At 64.7% G+C, this 14,381-nt stretch carries 16 protein-coding genes and 1 pseudogene; 9 read left to right on the forward strand and 8 right to left on the reverse strand.

Annotation, left to right across the window (positions count from 1 at the left end):
* Window positions 1–25: 25 nt before the first annotated feature.
* Window positions 26–550 carry an ankyrin repeat domain-containing protein gene (locus CQW31_RS13760; protein ID WP_054883681.1) on the reverse strand — a complete coding sequence of 175 codons (525 nt, stop codon included), beginning with the start codon at window positions 548–550 and terminating at the stop codon, window positions 26–28.
* A 268-nt stretch (window positions 551–818) separates the two neighbouring features.
* On the opposite strand from CQW31_RS13760, the gene CQW31_RS13770 reads away from it, so the two are divergent.
* On the forward strand, window positions 819–1,091 hold the full coding sequence (locus tag CQW31_RS13770; RefSeq protein ID WP_054883680.1) for a DUF3509 domain-containing protein: 273 nt from the start codon (window positions 819–821) through the stop codon (window positions 1,089–1,091).
* 119 nt (window positions 1,092–1,210) lie between these two features.
* Here the strand turns inward: CQW31_RS13770 and CQW31_RS13775 are convergent, their stop codons facing one another.
* The 3 genes from CQW31_RS13775 to aroC all read right to left on the reverse strand — a co-directional run bounded on the left by CQW31_RS13775 (window position 1,211) and on the right by aroC (window position 4,126).
* On the reverse strand, window positions 1,211–1,747 hold the full coding sequence (locus tag CQW31_RS13775; RefSeq protein ID WP_099814717.1) for an oxidase: 537 nt from the start codon (window positions 1,745–1,747) through the stop codon (window positions 1,211–1,213).
* Window positions 1,744–2,901 (reverse strand): MFS transporter, encoded by a 1,158-nt coding sequence (locus CQW31_RS13780; protein WP_099814718.1) that lies wholly within the window; start codon window positions 2,899–2,901, stop codon window positions 1,744–1,746. The genes CQW31_RS13775 and CQW31_RS13780 overlap by 4 nt, the downstream gene beginning before the upstream one ends.
* A 133-nt stretch (window positions 2,902–3,034) precedes the next feature.
* Window positions 3,035–4,126, reverse strand: coding sequence for a chorismate synthase (aroC, locus tag CQW31_RS13785; protein ID WP_054883677.1), 1,092 nt, complete (start codon window positions 4,124–4,126; stop codon window positions 3,035–3,037).
* Window positions 4,127–4,362: 236 nt separating this feature from the next.
* Here aroC and CQW31_RS13790 point away from each other — a divergent pair, with 236 nt between their 5' ends.
* Window positions 4,363–5,325, forward strand: a complete 963-nt coding sequence (locus tag CQW31_RS13790) for an alpha/beta hydrolase (RefSeq protein ID WP_054883676.1) — start codon at window positions 4,363–4,365, stop codon at window positions 5,323–5,325.
* A gap of 102 nt (window positions 5,326–5,427) precedes the next feature.
* On the forward strand, window positions 5,428–6,216 hold the full coding sequence (locus CQW31_RS13795; RefSeq protein WP_054883675.1) for a hypothetical protein: 789 nt from the start codon (window positions 5,428–5,430) through the stop codon (window positions 6,214–6,216).
* A 122-nt stretch (window positions 6,217–6,338) separates the two neighbouring features.
* On the opposite strand, the gene prmB is transcribed toward CQW31_RS13795, so the two are convergent.
* Window positions 6,339–7,247 carry a 50S ribosomal protein L3 N(5)-glutamine methyltransferase gene (gene prmB / locus CQW31_RS13800; RefSeq protein ID WP_054883674.1) on the reverse strand — a complete coding sequence of 303 codons (909 nt, stop codon included), beginning with the start codon at window positions 7,245–7,247 and terminating at the stop codon, window positions 6,339–6,341.
* Between the two features lie 181 nt (window positions 7,248–7,428).
* Between prmB and CQW31_RS13805 the strand changes: the two genes are divergently transcribed.
* The 5 genes from CQW31_RS13805 (at window position 7,429) to CQW31_RS13825 (ending at window position 10,192) form a co-directional block, all read left to right on the forward strand.
* Window positions 7,429–8,019 (forward strand): cysteine hydrolase family protein, encoded by a 591-nt coding sequence (locus CQW31_RS13805; RefSeq protein WP_054883673.1) that lies wholly within the window; start codon window positions 7,429–7,431, stop codon window positions 8,017–8,019.
* An 88-nt stretch (window positions 8,020–8,107) separates the two neighbouring features.
* Window positions 8,108–8,428 carry a hypothetical protein gene (locus tag CQW31_RS13810; protein WP_054883672.1) on the forward strand — a complete coding sequence of 107 codons (321 nt, stop codon included), beginning with the start codon at window positions 8,108–8,110 and terminating at the stop codon, window positions 8,426–8,428.
* A gap of 162 nt (window positions 8,429–8,590) precedes the next feature.
* On the forward strand, window positions 8,591–9,151 hold the full coding sequence (locus tag CQW31_RS13815; RefSeq protein ID WP_099814719.1) for a Smr/MutS family protein: 561 nt from the start codon (window positions 8,591–8,593) through the stop codon (window positions 9,149–9,151).
* Window positions 9,152–9,221: 70 nt separating this feature from the next.
* Window positions 9,222–9,767 carry a GTP cyclohydrolase I FolE gene (folE, locus tag CQW31_RS13820; RefSeq protein WP_054883671.1) on the forward strand — a complete coding sequence of 182 codons (546 nt, stop codon included), beginning with the start codon at window positions 9,222–9,224 and terminating at the stop codon, window positions 9,765–9,767.
* Between the two features lie 59 nt (window positions 9,768–9,826).
* Window positions 9,827–10,192 (forward strand): glutaredoxin, encoded by a 366-nt coding sequence (locus tag CQW31_RS13825; protein WP_099814720.1) that lies wholly within the window; start codon window positions 9,827–9,829, stop codon window positions 10,190–10,192.
* Window positions 10,193–10,341: 149 nt separating this feature from the next.
* Here CQW31_RS13825 and CQW31_RS13830 read toward each other — a convergent pair whose 3' ends face one another.
* Window positions 10,342–10,944 (reverse strand): glutathione S-transferase family protein, encoded by a 603-nt coding sequence (locus CQW31_RS13830; protein WP_099814721.1) that lies wholly within the window; start codon window positions 10,942–10,944, stop codon window positions 10,342–10,344.
* Window positions 10,945–11,091: 147 nt separating this feature from the next.
* Here CQW31_RS13830 and CQW31_RS13835 point away from each other — a divergent pair, with 147 nt between their 5' ends.
* Window positions 11,092–12,282 (forward strand): benzoate/H(+) symporter BenE family transporter, encoded by a 1,191-nt coding sequence (locus CQW31_RS13835; protein ID WP_054883668.1) that lies wholly within the window; start codon window positions 11,092–11,094, stop codon window positions 12,280–12,282.
* Between the two features lie 125 nt (window positions 12,283–12,407).
* On the opposite strand, the gene CQW31_RS32150 is transcribed toward CQW31_RS13835, so the two are convergent.
* Window positions 12,408–13,289 (reverse strand): methyl-accepting chemotaxis protein, encoded by an 882-nt coding sequence (locus CQW31_RS32150; protein WP_371858380.1) that lies wholly within the window; start codon window positions 13,287–13,289, stop codon window positions 12,408–12,410.
* Window positions 13,269–14,345: pseudogene (locus CQW31_RS32155) on the reverse strand (HAMP domain-containing protein); the annotation flags it as partial. The pseudogene CQW31_RS32155 and the gene CQW31_RS32150, both read right to left, overlap by 21 nt.
* Window positions 14,346–14,381 lie beyond the last annotated feature (36 nt).

Consider the following 14,381-nt stretch of genomic DNA (forward strand, 5'->3'; position numbering starts at 1 on the left):
GATAGCCGCAAATGCCCCCGGGCGGTTAGCCGGCCAGCGCTTGCAGGCGTGCGGCAGCGTCAACCGCGCCCATGGTCTGCGCCGCCATCAGCGCCGTGGCGCCACGGGCGTCCTGGTGCGCCGGGTCGGCGCCCTGGGCCAGCAGATAGTCGACAATCTCTGTGCGGTTGAACATCGCCGCCAGCATCAGTGCGGTGCGCCCATCCTGCGCAGCAGCATCCACAGGGACGCCGCTTTCCAGTAACAGGCGAATCATCGCCAGGTCACCCTTGAATGCCGCGCCGGCGATGGGCAACTGGCCATTGTCGTTGGCGATCAACGGGTCGGCCCCCTGGGCCAACAGCACCCGCACCGCTTCATGATGGCCGTGGTAGCTGGCCAGCATCAGCAAGGTATCGCCCTTGTGATTGCGCAGGTTTGCCGGCAGGCCGCTGGCCAACAGGCGGCCAAGCATCTCGGCGTCGCCCTGGCGGGCACGCTCGAAGACCTGCTCGGCAAACGCGGCGGTCTCGTCCTCGGTCATGGCGGTGGCGGTGGGTTGAGCGGACATCGGGAACCTCCTGGCATAAATGATTGCCCAAGTCTTTGTCAGGCATGCCATTGCGGTCAAAGGTTCAGATTCTATCGGGCCAATAGGAACAACCCGCGCCGTGCAAAATGCACTATGCAAAATGCACGACCATGCAGCCTGCACGATATCGCTGGTGGAAAAATTACCTAACTCACTGTATTTACTAGATTTTTCCCACTCTCAATTTCTGGCACGGTCACTGCAACAATCAACTCATGTCTGCACCCCCAAACAGTCAGGAGTTGATATGGACCTCATTCAGGAAAAATTCGTCTCGGTATTCCCGGCCTACCAGGTCGCTACCCAGCCCCGCCCTGACGGTGGCGTGCTGCTGACCCTGCGCGCCGCCGATGGCAAAGTGACCCGCCGCGTGCTGACCTACGGCCAACTGCACAGTGCCGAGCAGCTCTCTTGGGCCATCAGTGCCATCCGCCGTGACCTGGCCGAGCAGGCCAGTGAACTGCCTGTGATTTCCATGCTGCAAAGTCAGCAGCGGTTTGCGCTGCCGACCTACCGTTAAGCGTTTGTCTGCACCGGCCCTTTCGCGGCTAAAGCCGCTCCCACAGGTACTGCATTGCCCTTAGGGATGGCGGGGTTCATGTGGGAGCGGCTTTAGCCGCGAAGAGGCCGGGACAGGCATTACAGCTCGTCGATCCCGAGAAACGCCCGAGCAGTCGCATCGCCGGTAAACCGCGGCTCCACGCCCTGCTCACTGCCAAACAGGCGCAACGCCAGGCAGAACGGATTGTCCCCCAGCTCCACCCAGCGCCGCGTCCCTGCCGGCACCACAAGCTGGTCTCCCTTTTCACACAGCACCGCATATACAAACTCGCCCAGGCGCAGGCCAACCTGCGCGCGGCCGCTTACCACATTGAACACTTCGTCGCTGGCGTGCACATGCTCGTCACGTACATCCACCTGGGCCGCGTCGAGGCCATCACGGTTGAGCAGCGTGAACGCCGCACTGCCGTGGGCCGTCATCAATTGGTCAAGGTGTTCACGGCAGGCCTCGAGCACTTCAGCCTCGCTACTGCCCGGGCGCACGCGCAGCGCCAGCGGGCTGTGGCTGAAGCGCACGCCCTGCTCGGCCAGGGTCGCGGTAATGTCGTCGTGGTGGGTCAGCACCTTGTTCGGCAAGCCTGGGCTGGACGGGTGGAAAACACAGAGGATGCTCATCGGCTGCTGGTCCTGGTCGATTTCGAACGAGTGGCAATGATAACGGCTGCCGCCAACGCTGCGGCGCTGGCCATACCAAAGGTGAAGGACGGCCCCAGCAGTTTCCAGCTGTAGCCTGAATACAAGGCGCCCAGCGCACCACCGGTACCCGACAGCGCCGCGTACAATGCCTGGCCCTGGCCTTGCTGGCGGGCACCGAAACTGGCCTGCACGAAGGCGATGGACGCGGCGTGAAAGCATCCGAAGGTGGCCGCGTGCAGCAACTGGGCGAACACCAGCACCGCGGGCTCACTTGCCAGGTTGCCCAGCAGCAGCCAGCGCAGCGCCGCCAGCAGGAAGCTGACCAGCAACACCCGCTGCACGCTGATTCGGGCGAACAGGCGGCTCATCACCATGAACATCAGCACTTCGGCCACTACCCCCAGGGCCCACAGCAAGCCGATGGCACCGCGGCTATAGCCCAGGTGTTCGAGGTGCAGGGTAAGGAAGGTGTAGTACGGGCCGTGGCTGAGCTGCATCAGCGCTACACAGATATAGAAGGCGATCACCCCCGGCGCGGTCAATTGGCGCAGGAAACCGCCCGCCTCCCGTCGCTCGCCCTGCTCCACCGGCTGCGCGTTGGGCACCCACAAGCTGGCGGCGACGATGCCGGCCATGATGGTCACCAAGGCCACCGGGTAGATGTCCAGGCTCAGCCATTCGAACAGCCGCCCCAGGCCGACCACGGTGAGGATGAAGCCGATCGAACCCCACAGGCGCACCTGGCTGTAGCGCGAGGTCTGCCCGTGCAGGTGGGCCAGGGTGATGACTTCGAACTGCGGCAGCACCGCGTGCCAGAAGAACGCATGCAGCGCCATGACCAGCGCCAGCCAGGCGTAGCTCTTGCCGAAGAAGATCAGCGAGAAGGTGGCCAGGGTCGACAAGGCGCCCAAGCGCACGATCAGCAGGCGCTGGCCGCTACGGTCACCGAGCCAGCCCCACAGGTTGGGAGCAACGCAGCGCATCAGCATGGGGATGGCCACCAGCTCGCCGATGCGGGCCGGGGGAAAACCCAGGTGGTCGAAGTACAGGGCCAGGAACGGGGCGGTGGAGCCCAGCAGGGCGAAGTAGAACAGGTAGAAGCTGGACAGGCGCCAGTAGGGGATCGGGAACATGGAGTGGGCCTTGTGTGAGCCTGTTCCGGCCTCTTCGCGGGCTCGCCCGCTCCCACAGGGACCGCACAATATCGAAGGTTGTGGTGATCCTGTGGGAGCGGGCGCGCCCGCGAAGAGGCCGGGCCTGGCTAGATCAGAGCTGGCCCAGCACCGGGGTGTTGACCTTCACGTCAGCGTTCTGCGCACGGTGGCGCAGCAGGTGATCCATCAGCACGATGGCCATCATCGCTTCGGCGATCGGGGTGGCGCGGATGCCGACGCACGGGTCATGACGGCCCTTGGTGATCACGTCGACCGGGTTGCCGTCGACGTCGATCGAACGGCCAGGCACGGTGATGCTGGAGGTCGGCTTCAGCGCCAGATGGGCGACAATAGGCTGGCCCGAGCTGATACCACCGAGGATGCCGCCGGCGTTGTTGCTGAGGAAACCTTCCGGGGTCAGTTCGTCACGGTGTTCGGTGCCGCGCTGGGCAACGCTGGCGAAACCGGCGCCGATTTCCACGCCCTTCACCGCGTTGATGCTCATCAGCGCGTGGGCCAGTTCGGCGTCGAGGCGGTCGAAGATCGGCTCGCCCAGGCCCGGCATCACGCCTTCGGCCACCACGGTGATCTTGGCCCCGACCGAATCCTGGTCGCGACGCAGCTGGTCCATGTAGGCCTCGAGCTCCGGCACTTTGCTCGGGTCAGGGCTGAAGAAGGCGTTGTCCTCCACCGAATCCCAGCTCTTGAACGGGATTTCGATCGGGCCCAGCTGGCTCATGTAGCCACGCACCTGGATGCCCTGGGTGGCCAGGTATTTCTTGGCGATGGCACCGGCGGCCACGCGCATGGCGGTTTCCCGCGCCGAGCTGCGACCACCGCCGCGGTAGTCGCGGATACCGTACTTGTGGTGGTAGGTGTAGTCGGCGTGGGCCGGGCGGAACAGGTCCTTGATCGCCGAGTAGTCCTTGGACTTCTGGTCGGTGTTGCGTATCAGCAGGCCGATCGAGCAGCCAGTGGTACGGCCTTCGAATACGCCGGAGAGAATCTCCACTTCATCGGCTTCCTGGCGCTGGGTGGTGTGCCGGCTGGTGCCGGGCTTGCGCCGGTCGAGGTCATGCTGCAGGTCGGCGAGGGAGATTTCCAGGCCAGGAGGACAACCATCGACAATGGCGACCAACGCCGGGCCATGGCTTTCGCCAGCGGTGGTGACAGTGAACAGCTTGCCGTAGGTATTGCCGGACATGGACGCTCCGCGAAATCTGCCTGAGATGAACGAAAGCGGGCAGTATACAGATGGATTGCTTGCCTGTGCGGACGTCTTCGCGGCGGTTCGGCGCCTTGATGAACCCGCTGCCACGGGGACTGCACAAAGCCTGCAGGAGCAGGTTTACCCATGAAAAGGCCAGACCTGCCACATACAACTGGCGAACCTTCCCGCAAACATTGGGTCGAACCGTCATCACCCCACTGTAGTACCGCATGATGTCGCGCCTCGTCGCCTTGTTCCTCCTGCTGTGCACGGGCCTGGCCCAGGCCGCTGCCCCCACCGTGCTGCAACGCCCCATCGACCTCGATACCGGTCAAGGCGTGCTGCACGGCAGCCTGCTGCTGCCGCAGCAGGCCACGCCACCGCCGGTGGTGCTGATCATCGCCGGCTCCGGCCCCACCGACCGCGACGGCAACAACCCGGCCTCGGGGCGCGTCGACAACCTCAAGCGCCTGGCCCTGGTGCTGGCCAACGAGCACATCGCCAGCGTGCGCTACGACAAGCGCGGGGTGGCCGCCAGCCAGCCGGCTACGCCCGATGAGCGCGACCTCAGCGTGCAGCGCTACGTCGACGACGTGGTGGCCTGGAGCCGCAAGCTCAAGGCTGACCCACGCTTCGGCCCGCTGATCCTGGTCGGCCACAGTGAAGGGGCGCTCATCGCCAGCCTGGCCGCCGAACGTGCCGGCGCCAGCGCGGTGATCACCCTGGCCGGCATGGGCCGGCCACTGGCGGACGTGCTGCGCGAACAACTGGCCCAGCGCATGTCGCCTGCTTTACTGGCCGGTGGCAGCGCCCTGCTCGACCGCCTGCAGGCCGGGCAGACCAGCCTGGACGTGCCAGCACCGCTGCGCCAAGTGTTCCGCCCCAGCGTGCAGCCCTACCTGATCACCCTGCTCCAGCAGGACCCGGCGCAGGCCTTCGCCCGCCTGCCGATGCCGGCGCTGATCGTCCAGGGCCGCAATGACGTGCAAGTCGACGTGGCTGACGCCGAACGCCTCAAGGCGGCCAAGCCAGACGCCCAGCTGGTGCTGATCGACGGCATGAACCACATGCTGCGCATCAGCCCCAAGGACATGCACCAGCAGCGTGACAGCTACCTCAACCCGGAATTGCCGTTGGCCCGGGAGCTTGGCGAGCGGGTGGTCAGCTTCATTCACCAGTTGCCTTCGGCCTGACCCTCAAACATCGGCTAAACCTGCCGATAACGCGGTATTGGTGCTGAACGGGAGCGTTTTTCGGTCCTTTCAGCACCCGCCCGTATCTGAGGAAACGCCTAGATGACCGATGCCCCCGCCGCCGTCGAACCGGCCGAAGAGCCGCACGCTCCGGAACCTGCTGCCCTGCCTTGGGCCGACCTTGCCGTCGAACATTTCCAGTTGCTGCGCCTGGCGCCTTTGCCCACCGACCGCAACAGCGGTGCGCGGCCATTGCGCTTCGTCGAGTTCGCCTACGCCGAGCGCCATGACCAGGCCCACAGCCTGCTGCGCATGGAAATCCGCCTGCCGGGGCAAAAGGTACGCAAGGAACAGAACCAACTGGATGTGCGGGTAGACCACGCCGAGCGCCTGGTGACCCTCGGCAGCGACAGCGGCCTGCAACTGGAGCCGCTGAACCGTGGCCTCGGCCGCTTCATGCTCGGCCAGGCCGTGCAGTGGCTGCAGCGTCGCTGGTCGAACTACCGGGTCGAAGGCATGGCGTTGCCGAACAAGGATGCGCTGAACGAAGACACTCGCCTGCGCCGCGACCGTTTCATTACCGCCAGCGGCCTGGAAGTGGAATACGCCGATCCGCAGCACCTCAAGGGTCGCACCCTCGACACCACGGTGAGCCAGCTCAAGGGCGGCTGGAATACCGAGAAGGTGCAGCAGTTGAGCATGCTGGATGCGGCGGGCATGTTACAGCAGGCCGAGCAACAGTTGCTGGAGAAAGAGGGGCAACTGCGCGAACGGGATGAACGGGTAGCCAAGTACCGGCGTGAGGACAGCGGGTTGCGCTTCACCATCACCTGCCTGGTGGCGTTTGCCGTGTTCCAGGCGGGGTTGCTGATCTGGATCGCTACCCGGTAAACAGCTGGGGCCGCGTTGCGGCCCTTTCGCGACACAAGGCCGCTCCTACAGAAAAACGCGTACTCCTGTAGGAGCGGCCTTGTGTCGCGAAAGGGCTGCACAGCAGCCCCGGCAATCCAGCGTCAGACGCGAGCCTTGAACAGCTCCTGGTGCTGACGGCACTGCTCGGCGGTGAGCATGAACACACCATGCCCGCCACGCTCGAACTCCAGCCAGGCGAAGTCCACTTCCGGGTACAGCGCCTCGACATGCACCTGGCTGTTGCCAACCTCGACGATCAGCAAACCTTTGTCGGTCAGGTGGTCGCCTGCCTCGGCCAGCATCCGCCGTACCAGGTCCAGGCCGTCGTTGCCGCAGGCCAGGCCCATTTCCGGTTCGTGGTGATATTCGGCCGGCATGTCGCCGAAGTCCTCGGCATCGACATACGGCGGGTTGGACAGGATCAGGTCGAAGCGCTGCCCCGGCAGGCCGGCGAAACCATCACCCTGCACGGTGAACACACGCTCATCGAGGCCATGGCGCTCGATGTTCTGGTTGGCCACTTCCAGCGCGTCGAACGACAGGTCGGCCAGCACCACTTCGGCCTCGGGGAATACCTCGGCAGCCACGATACCGATGCAGCCGGAACCTGTGCACAGGTCGAGGATGCGTGCCGGCTCCTGCGCCAGCCACGGTTCAAAGCGCTTTTCGATCAGCTCGCCGATCGGCGAACGGGGCACCAGCACACGCTCGTCGACGATGAACGACATGCCGCAGAACCAGGCTTCGCCCAGCAGGTAGGCGGTCGGCACGCGGTCTTCGATGCGGCGCTTGAGCAGGTGCTGCAGGCGTACCCGCTCGTCATCCTCCAGCTGGCAGTCCAGGTAGCTATCGGCGATTTCCCACGGCAGGTGCACGGCGCCCAGCACCAGCAGGCGGGCTTCGTCCCAGGCATTGTCGGCGCCATGGCCGAAGAACAGCTCGTGCTCATGGAAGCGGCTGACCGCCCAGCGGATATGGTCGCGCAACGTGCGCAGACGAGATGTGATCACGGGGTACTCCTAATTCAGACCGTACAAAAGTCTAACAGCCCCACCCGCATATTTGTTCCCCGCTATGCCTCGACGGCAAGCCACAGGCCAGTAAACATGCCGCTTGCGATGTCAACCATTCCCATTGGCGCCAAGGCAAGGGAGAATAGGTATACAAAAGCCCTGACCCAAGGAGCCCTTGATGTCCGTTCCAACCACGATGTTCCGCCTCACTGGCCGCGATTACCCGCCGGCCAAGCTGAGCCAAGCCAGCCTGATCATCATCGATGCGCAGAAGGAATACCTGAGCGGTCCTCTGCAACTGTCGGGCATGGACGAGGCCGTGGCCAACATCGCCCGGTTGCTCGACGCCGCCCGCAAGGCCGGCCGTCCGATCATCCACGTTCGCCACCTCGGTACCGTTGGCGGGCGCTTCGACCCGCAGGGCCCGGCCGGCCAGTTCATCCCGGGCCTGGAGCCGCGCGAAGGTGAAATCGTCATCGAAAAGCGCATGCCCAACGCCTTCAAGAACACCAAGCTGCACGACACCCTGCAGGAACTGGGGCACCTGGACCTGATCGTCTGCGGCTTCATGAGCCACTCCAGCGTCAGCACCACCGTGCGCCGCGCCAAGGACTATGGTTATCGTTGCACCTTGGTGGAAGACGCCTCGGCAACTCGCGACCTGGCGCTCAAGGACCAAGTGATCCCCGCCGCGCAGATCCACGCGTGCGAAATGGCCGTGATGGCCGACAACTTCGCCTGTGTCGCCCCTACCGCCAGCCTGATCTGAGCTGACGTTGCGATGACCGCCCGGCAGCCGGGCGGAACCCAAGGGCCGGGCCCAGGTCGAATTCCGGATGTCCACAGAGGAAACTGGAATGAAGCTCAAAGGCAGTTTCGACGCCAAGCGTCTGCGCCCGCGTGAACCGCGTAACTGGGGTGCGCGTATTGCCGCCGGCCTGTCGGCCCTGATCGCCACGCTCGGCGTGCTGCTGGCCATGGCCGGCATCGCCGGGCTGCTCGGCAACTACCCCGCCCTGGCCGAACTCAATGCCAACCGCCCGCTGGCCAGCATCGTGGCCGTGGTCGGGCTGTTGCTGCTGTACCTTGGCGTGCGCTTCTGGCGACGCAGCCGCATCCGCCTGCGCCGCGGGCGCGAGCTGAACCTGTCGCCACACCTGATGAAAAAGCATGATTAGTCGTTTGTGCTGCCGGTCTCTTCGCGGGCGCGCCCGCTCCCACAGGGGCCGCGCAACACTCAACCTCGATGCAATCCTGTGGGAGCGGGCGAGCCCGCGAAGAGGCCGGTACTGACGACACTGGGTTGATCGCGTAAACTACGCCGCCCACGTGGAGGCACCATGCAAGACGACGATTTTTCCCTGTTCAGCGCTGAAGTGCGCGGCGTCAAGCCGATCAAGCACGACCGCGCTGATGTGGGCAAGCCGAAAACCGACCGCAAGCAGCTGGCGGGCCTGCGCCAGGCGGCAACCATCCGCAGCGACCAGGCCCTGGTGATCGACGGCCTGTCCGACCAGTTCGTCATCGACGTCGGCGCCGAGGACGAGTTGATGTGGCGCCGCGACGGCGTGCAGGAAAGCCAGATCCGCAAGCTCAAGCTGGGCCAGATCGCCTTCGAGGGCAGCCTCGACCTGCATGGCATGAGCGTGGAGAAGGCCCGTGAAACCCTGTGGGCCTTCATCGCCGAAGCCACCGAGCTCGAAGTCCGCTGCGTACGGGTGACCCACGGCAAGGCCGCACGCCTGGACGGCAAGCGTCCGATGATCAAGAGCCACGTCAACACCTGGCTGCGCCAGCACCCGCAAGTGCTCGGTTTCACCTCGTGCCAGGCCCGCCATGGCGGTACTGGCGCGGTGTATGTGATGCTCAAGCGGACCATGATGGAAGGCCGCGACGAGTAACGCCGTGCTTGCAGCGCCGCGCGCGGCGCCGTACCCTTCCTTTTTGCGATTTTTACCCACAGGTAGATACATGTCCCTGGAACAGAACTACACCGAGATCCTCAGCCAACTTGGCGAGGACGTCTCCCGTGAGGGCCTGCTCGACACGCCCAAGCGGGCTGCAAAGGCCATGAAGTACCTTTGCCGCGGTTACGAGCAGACGCTGGAAGAAGTCACCAACGGCGCGCTGTTCACATCCGACAATAGCGAGATGGTGCTGGTCCGGGACATCGAGCTGTATTCGATGTGCGAACACCACATGCTGCCTTTCATCGGCAAGGCCCACGTGGCCTACCTGCCCAAGGGCAAGGTCCTGGGCCTGTCGAAGGTTGCGCGCATCGTCGACATGTTCGCCCGCCGCCTGCAGATCCAGGAAAACCTCAGCCGTCAGATCGCCGAGGCCGTGCAGCAGGTGACGGGTGCCGCTGGCGTGGCGGTGGTCATCGAAGCCAAGCACATGTGCATGATGATGCGTGGCGTGGAGAAGCAGAATTCGACCATGCTCACCTCGGTAATGCTGGGTGAGTTCCGTGAAAACGCCGCGACGCGCAGCGAGTTCCTCAGCCTGATCAAGTGATCGGCGCATGACCCGAGCCGGCCCCCCAGGGGTCGGCTTTTTCATTTCAGGAGTAGCCCATGATCGTCAAAGCCCTGCGGGTCGGCCTCGGCCAGCTCATCGTGTTCGGCGACTGGATCAGCCGCCCGGCCAAGCAGAAGCGTGATGCAGCGGCCCAGGCGCGTGTCGAGCAGGAGGCCAAGGGCCTCGCGCTGTACCAGTTCCATGCCTGCCCGTTCTGCGTGAAGACCCGCCGTACCCTGCACCGCCTGAATGTGCCGGTGGCGCTGCGTGATGCCAAGAACGACGACGTGCATCGCCAGGCGCTGCTCGAAGGTGGCGGCCGGGTGAAAGTGCCGTGCCTGCGCATCGAAGAAGCGGGCAACGTGACCTGGATGTATGAATCCAAGGCCATCATTGCCTATCTGGACAAGCGCTTCGCGTAAGCCCTGCGCGGCTCTTGTGGGAGCGGCCTTGTGTCGCGAAAGGGCTGCGCAGCAGCCCCAGGGTATTTGCACTTATGCTGATATTACTGGGGCCGCTTTGCGGCCCTTTCGCGACACAAGGCCGCTCCCACAAAAAGCAGTCCCAGTGTTCAATCCACCATCGGCACATGCCGCGGATGGCTGGCCACCCGCTCAAGCCAGGCGCGCACCGCCGGGTAATCGGCGAGGTCGAACCCGCCCTGATGCGCCACATGGGTGTAGGCATACAGCGCCACATCGGCAATCGAGTACTGGTCCCCGACCAGATACGGCGTCATCTGCAACTGCCGCTCCATCACCTTCAACGCCTTGTACCCGCCCTTGTGCAGCTTGCGGTATTCCTCCACGCGCTCGTCCGGCAGCCCCAGGTAGAACTGGATGAACCGCGCCACGGCAATGTATGGCTCATGGCTGTACTGCTCGAAGAACTGCCACTGCAACACCTGGGTCCGCAGGCGCGGCTCGCTGGGCAGGAACTCGCTGCCGTCGGCCAGGTAGTTGAGGATCGCATTCGATTCCCACAGGCAGGTACCGTCCTCAAGCTTGAGCACCGGCACCTTGCCATTGGGGTTCATGGCCAGGAACTCTGGCGTTTCGGTCTCGCCCTTGAGGATATCCACCGACTGCCATTCATACGGGCGGTCAAGCAGGCTGAGCATCAGCTTGACCTTGTAGCAGTTGCCTGACTGGTAATCACCATACACCTTGAACATCGCCCGTCCCCTCCCCATGCAGTTGCGAAAACTTGCCCAATAGTTGGCGACTGTACGGCTAAAAGCAATGCCTGCTGTATGGCAAGGATCAATTCGGCTCGCGTTAGTCTGAAAAAACTGCTTACACATGGACAAGGACCCAACCCAATGACCGATGCCACCTCCGCACGCCTGCGGCCCCTGGCAGACACCTCCCCGTCGGCGGTGGTCGCCGGCTTCATCGCCATGCTGACTGGCTACACCAGTTCGCTGGTGCTGATGTTCCAGGCCGGCCAGGCAGCAGGCCTGACCAATGCGCAGATCTCTTCGTGGATCTGGGCGCTGTCGATCGGCATGGCGGTGTGCAGTATCGGCTTGTCGCTGCGCTACCGCACACCGATCACCGTAGCCTGGTCGACCCCCGGTGCGGCGCTGCTGATCACCAGCCTGGGTGGGGTCAGCTACGGCGAGGCCATCGGTGCCTACATCACCTGTGCGCTGCTGGTGGTGATCTGCGGCCTGACCGGCAGCTTCGAGCGCCTGGTCAAGCGCATCCCGGCGTCGCTGGCCTCGGCCTTGCTGGCCGGCATCCTTTTCAAGATCGGCAGCGAAATCTTCGTGGCCGCCCAGCACCGCACGCTGCTGGTGCTCGGCATGTTCTTCAGCTACCTGCTGGTCAAGCGCCTGTCGCCGCGCTACTGCGTGCTTGCCGCCTTGCTGGTGGGCACGGCATTGTCCGGCGCCCTCGGCCTGCTCGACTTCAGCGGCTTCAAGCTGGAAGTGGCGACCCCGGTGTGGACTACGCCAAGCTTCTCGCTGGCTGCGACCATCAGCATCGGCATTCCGCTGTTCGTGGTGGCCATGACCTCGCAAAACATGCCTGGCGTGGCCGTGTTGCGCGCCGACGGCTACCAGGTGCCCGCCTCGCCGCTGATTTCAACGACGGGTCTGGCTTCGCTGCTGCTGGCACCGTTCGGCTCGCACGGGGTCAACCTGGCGGCGATCAGTGCGGCGATCTGCACCGGGCCGCACGCCCATGAAGACCCGGGCAAGCGCTATACCGCAGCGGTGTGGTGCGGGATTTTCTATGGCATTGCCGGCACGTTCGGCGCCACCCTGGCGGCCTTGTTCGCGGCGCTGCCGAAGGAGCTGGTGCTGTCGATTGCGGCGCTGGCGCTGTTCGGTTCGATCATGAACGGGCTGACCGTGGCCATGAGCGAGGCCAGGGAGCGCGAGGCGGCGCTGATTACTTTCATGGTGACGGCTTCGGGGTTGACCCTGTTCTCGATCGGCTCGGCGTTCTGGGGGATCGTGGCGGGGGTGTTGACCTTGCTGATACTCAACCCGCGCAAGGCCTGAAGAAATTCATTGCCTGTGCCAGCCTCTTCGCGGGCACGCCCGCTCCCACAGGGATATCACCGCTCTCGGGCCTTGTGATATCTCTATGGGAGCGGGCGCGCCCGCGAAGAGGCCGGCACAGGTAATCACAGCCTGAAATGGCCGACCATGCCTTTGAGGTCATTGCCCAGCTGCGCCAACTCGATGCTGGACCGGGCATTGTCCTGCATCGCCAGCGCCGCCTGGTCGGCACTGCCACGGATCTGCGTCACGCTACGGCTGATTTCCTCGGCCACCGAACTCTGCTGCTCCGCCGCCGCCGCAATCTGCTGGTTCATCTGCTGAATCAACGACACCGCCACCGCAATGCTGCCCAGCGCGCTTTCGGTCTGCAGCGCATCAGCCACGGCCAGGCGCACCAGCTCGGTACTGCCGCGGATCTGCGCCACCGACTGCTGGGCATTGCCGCGCAGGCTGGCCACCAGCCGCTCGATTTCCTCGGTCGACTGCCGGGTACGCCGGGCCAGTGCCCGTACTTCGTCGGCCACCACCGCAAAACCACGCCCCTGCTCACCCGCCCGGGCCGCCTCGATGGCTGCGTTGAGCGCCAGCAGGTTGGTCTGTTCGGCGACGCTCTTGATCACCTCCAGCACATCGCCAATGGTGTGAATCTCGGCACTTAGGCTGTCGATGCCGGCGCTAGCCGTGTCCGCAGCCGTCGCCAGCTGCTCGATGCGCTGCATGCTCTCGCGCACCACGCGCTGGCCGGCGTCAACCTTGTCATCGGCGGCCTGCGCCGCCTGTGCGGCTTCTTCGGCATTGCGTGCCACATCGTGCACGGTGGCCGTCATCTGCTGCATGGCCGTGGCCACCTGCTCGGTCTCCTCCTTCTGGCTGCCGACTTCGCGGTTGGTCTGCTCGGTGACCGCCGACAACGCCTGGGCGCTGCCGGCCAGTTGCTCGATGCCCTGCTGCAGCCCGCTGACCACGCCAGACAGCCCAGCGGCCATCTGCTGCATGGCCTGCATCAACTGGCCGACTTCATCGCTGCGCGGCGCCTCGCTGTCCAGGCTCAACTCGCCGGCGGCAATACGCTGGGCTCGGCCGATCACGCGCTTGAGCGGGCCGACCACGGCGCGGGTGATCAGCCAGGCGGCGAGCACACCCACCAATAACGCCAGCCCGGTGGCCAGAGCAATGGCCAGGCTGTTGCGCGCCAGTTCAGCCTGCATGGCTTGCTGATCGACGGCATAGGCCTGGTCGACCCGCCCCGTGACCTGCTCGGCACGCGCCTGCAACTGCGCCTTGATGCCTTGCTCCTTGCCCAGCAGGTCGGTGTATTCATTAAGCTTGTCGGAGAAGCTGGCAATGTGCCCGGCCACCTCGCCGAGGACACTCTGGTAACCCGCGTCAGCGACCGCAGCCTTGAGCTGTTCGACCAGCTGCGCCGCCTCGACCGTCTGGGCGATGCGGCCTTGTTCCCCCTCCTCGCCCTTGCGGCTCTTGTCCAGACGTACCCGCGCTTCGTCCATGGCCTGCAACATTAGCCGCGACACTTGTGCCACCTGCCCGGCCTGCTCAAGGAACTCGCCGCCTTGCTGGCCCTGGGACTGCTTGAGGGTGTAGGTGCCATCGTCGGCCAGGCCGGCCTGCAGCACATCGAGGTTGTTGGCCACGCTGGACACCGACCAACTGGCCATGTCCAGCGCCAGCTCCTTGGCCTGCACTGCTTCGACGAAGGCTTCAAAGGCCTGGCCGTAAGCCGCCAGGTCAGCCTCGGCCGCCGCCAGTGCTGGCAGGCTGCGGGCGCGCTCGGCAAGGTTTTGCAGGCCGCTGCGCAAGGCCTCGGCCTCCTTGATGTCGGAGCGCAGGGCAAAGGCCTGCTCGTGCTGGCGCAGCCGCAGCAGGTCGGTATTGATCTGGCCCAGCTGGCGCAGGCCGTCGAAGCGCTGGCCAACACTGTGCAGCGCCGCGATACCGATGGCTGCGACCGCGACGGTCAGCAGCAACACCAAGGCGAACCCCAGGCCCAGTTTACGGGCCATGCCCAGGTTGGCCAGAACACCGTGCCTGCTCGTCGCCATCGCCGATTCCCCTTCACCGTGCAAGGTTTTGCCAAG

Source organism: Pseudomonas sp. 382, from assembly GCF_002759075.1.
Lineage (GTDB): Bacteria > Pseudomonadota > Gammaproteobacteria > Pseudomonadales > Pseudomonadaceae > Aquipseudomonas > Aquipseudomonas vlassakiae.

What these genes read in the sequence shown, in the direction of transcription:
- CQW31_RS13760 (WP_054883681.1), bottom strand. Translation starts at nt 550, where the DNA reads ATGTCCGCTCAACCCACCGCCACCGCCATGACCGAGGACGAGACCGCC.
- CQW31_RS13770 (WP_054883680.1), top strand. Translation starts at nt 819, where the DNA reads ATGGACCTCATTCAGGAAAAATTCGTCTCGGTATTCCCGGCCTACCAG.
- CQW31_RS13775 (WP_099814717.1), bottom strand. Translation starts at nt 1,747, where the DNA reads ATGAGCATCCTCTGTGTTTTCCACCCGTCCAGCCCAGGCTTGCCGAAC.
- CQW31_RS13780 (WP_099814718.1), bottom strand. Translation starts at nt 2,901, where the DNA reads ATGTTCCCGATCCCCTACTGGCGCCTGTCCAGCTTCTACCTGTTCTAC.
- aroC (WP_054883677.1), bottom strand. Translation starts at nt 4,126, where the DNA reads ATGTCCGGCAATACCTACGGCAAGCTGTTCACTGTCACCACCGCTGGC.
- CQW31_RS13790 (WP_054883676.1), top strand. Translation starts at nt 4,363, where the DNA reads ATGATGTCGCGCCTCGTCGCCTTGTTCCTCCTGCTGTGCACGGGCCTG.
- CQW31_RS13795 (WP_054883675.1), top strand. Translation starts at nt 5,428, where the DNA reads ATGACCGATGCCCCCGCCGCCGTCGAACCGGCCGAAGAGCCGCACGCT.
- CQW31_RS13805 (WP_054883673.1), top strand. Translation starts at nt 7,429, where the DNA reads ATGTCCGTTCCAACCACGATGTTCCGCCTCACTGGCCGCGATTACCCG.
- CQW31_RS13810 (WP_054883672.1), top strand. Translation starts at nt 8,108, where the DNA reads ATGAAGCTCAAAGGCAGTTTCGACGCCAAGCGTCTGCGCCCGCGTGAA.
- CQW31_RS13815 (WP_099814719.1), top strand. Translation starts at nt 8,591, where the DNA reads ATGCAAGACGACGATTTTTCCCTGTTCAGCGCTGAAGTGCGCGGCGTC.
- folE (WP_054883671.1), top strand. Translation starts at nt 9,222, where the DNA reads ATGTCCCTGGAACAGAACTACACCGAGATCCTCAGCCAACTTGGCGAG.
- CQW31_RS13825 (WP_099814720.1), top strand. Translation starts at nt 9,827, where the DNA reads ATGATCGTCAAAGCCCTGCGGGTCGGCCTCGGCCAGCTCATCGTGTTC.
- CQW31_RS13830 (WP_099814721.1), bottom strand. Translation starts at nt 10,944, where the DNA reads ATGTTCAAGGTGTATGGTGATTACCAGTCAGGCAACTGCTACAAGGTC.
- CQW31_RS13835 (WP_054883668.1), top strand. Translation starts at nt 11,092, where the DNA reads ATGACCGATGCCACCTCCGCACGCCTGCGGCCCCTGGCAGACACCTCC.
- CQW31_RS32150 (WP_371858380.1), bottom strand. Translation starts at nt 13,289, where the DNA reads ATGCAGGCCATGCAGCAGATGGCCGCTGGGCTGTCTGGCGTGGTCAGC.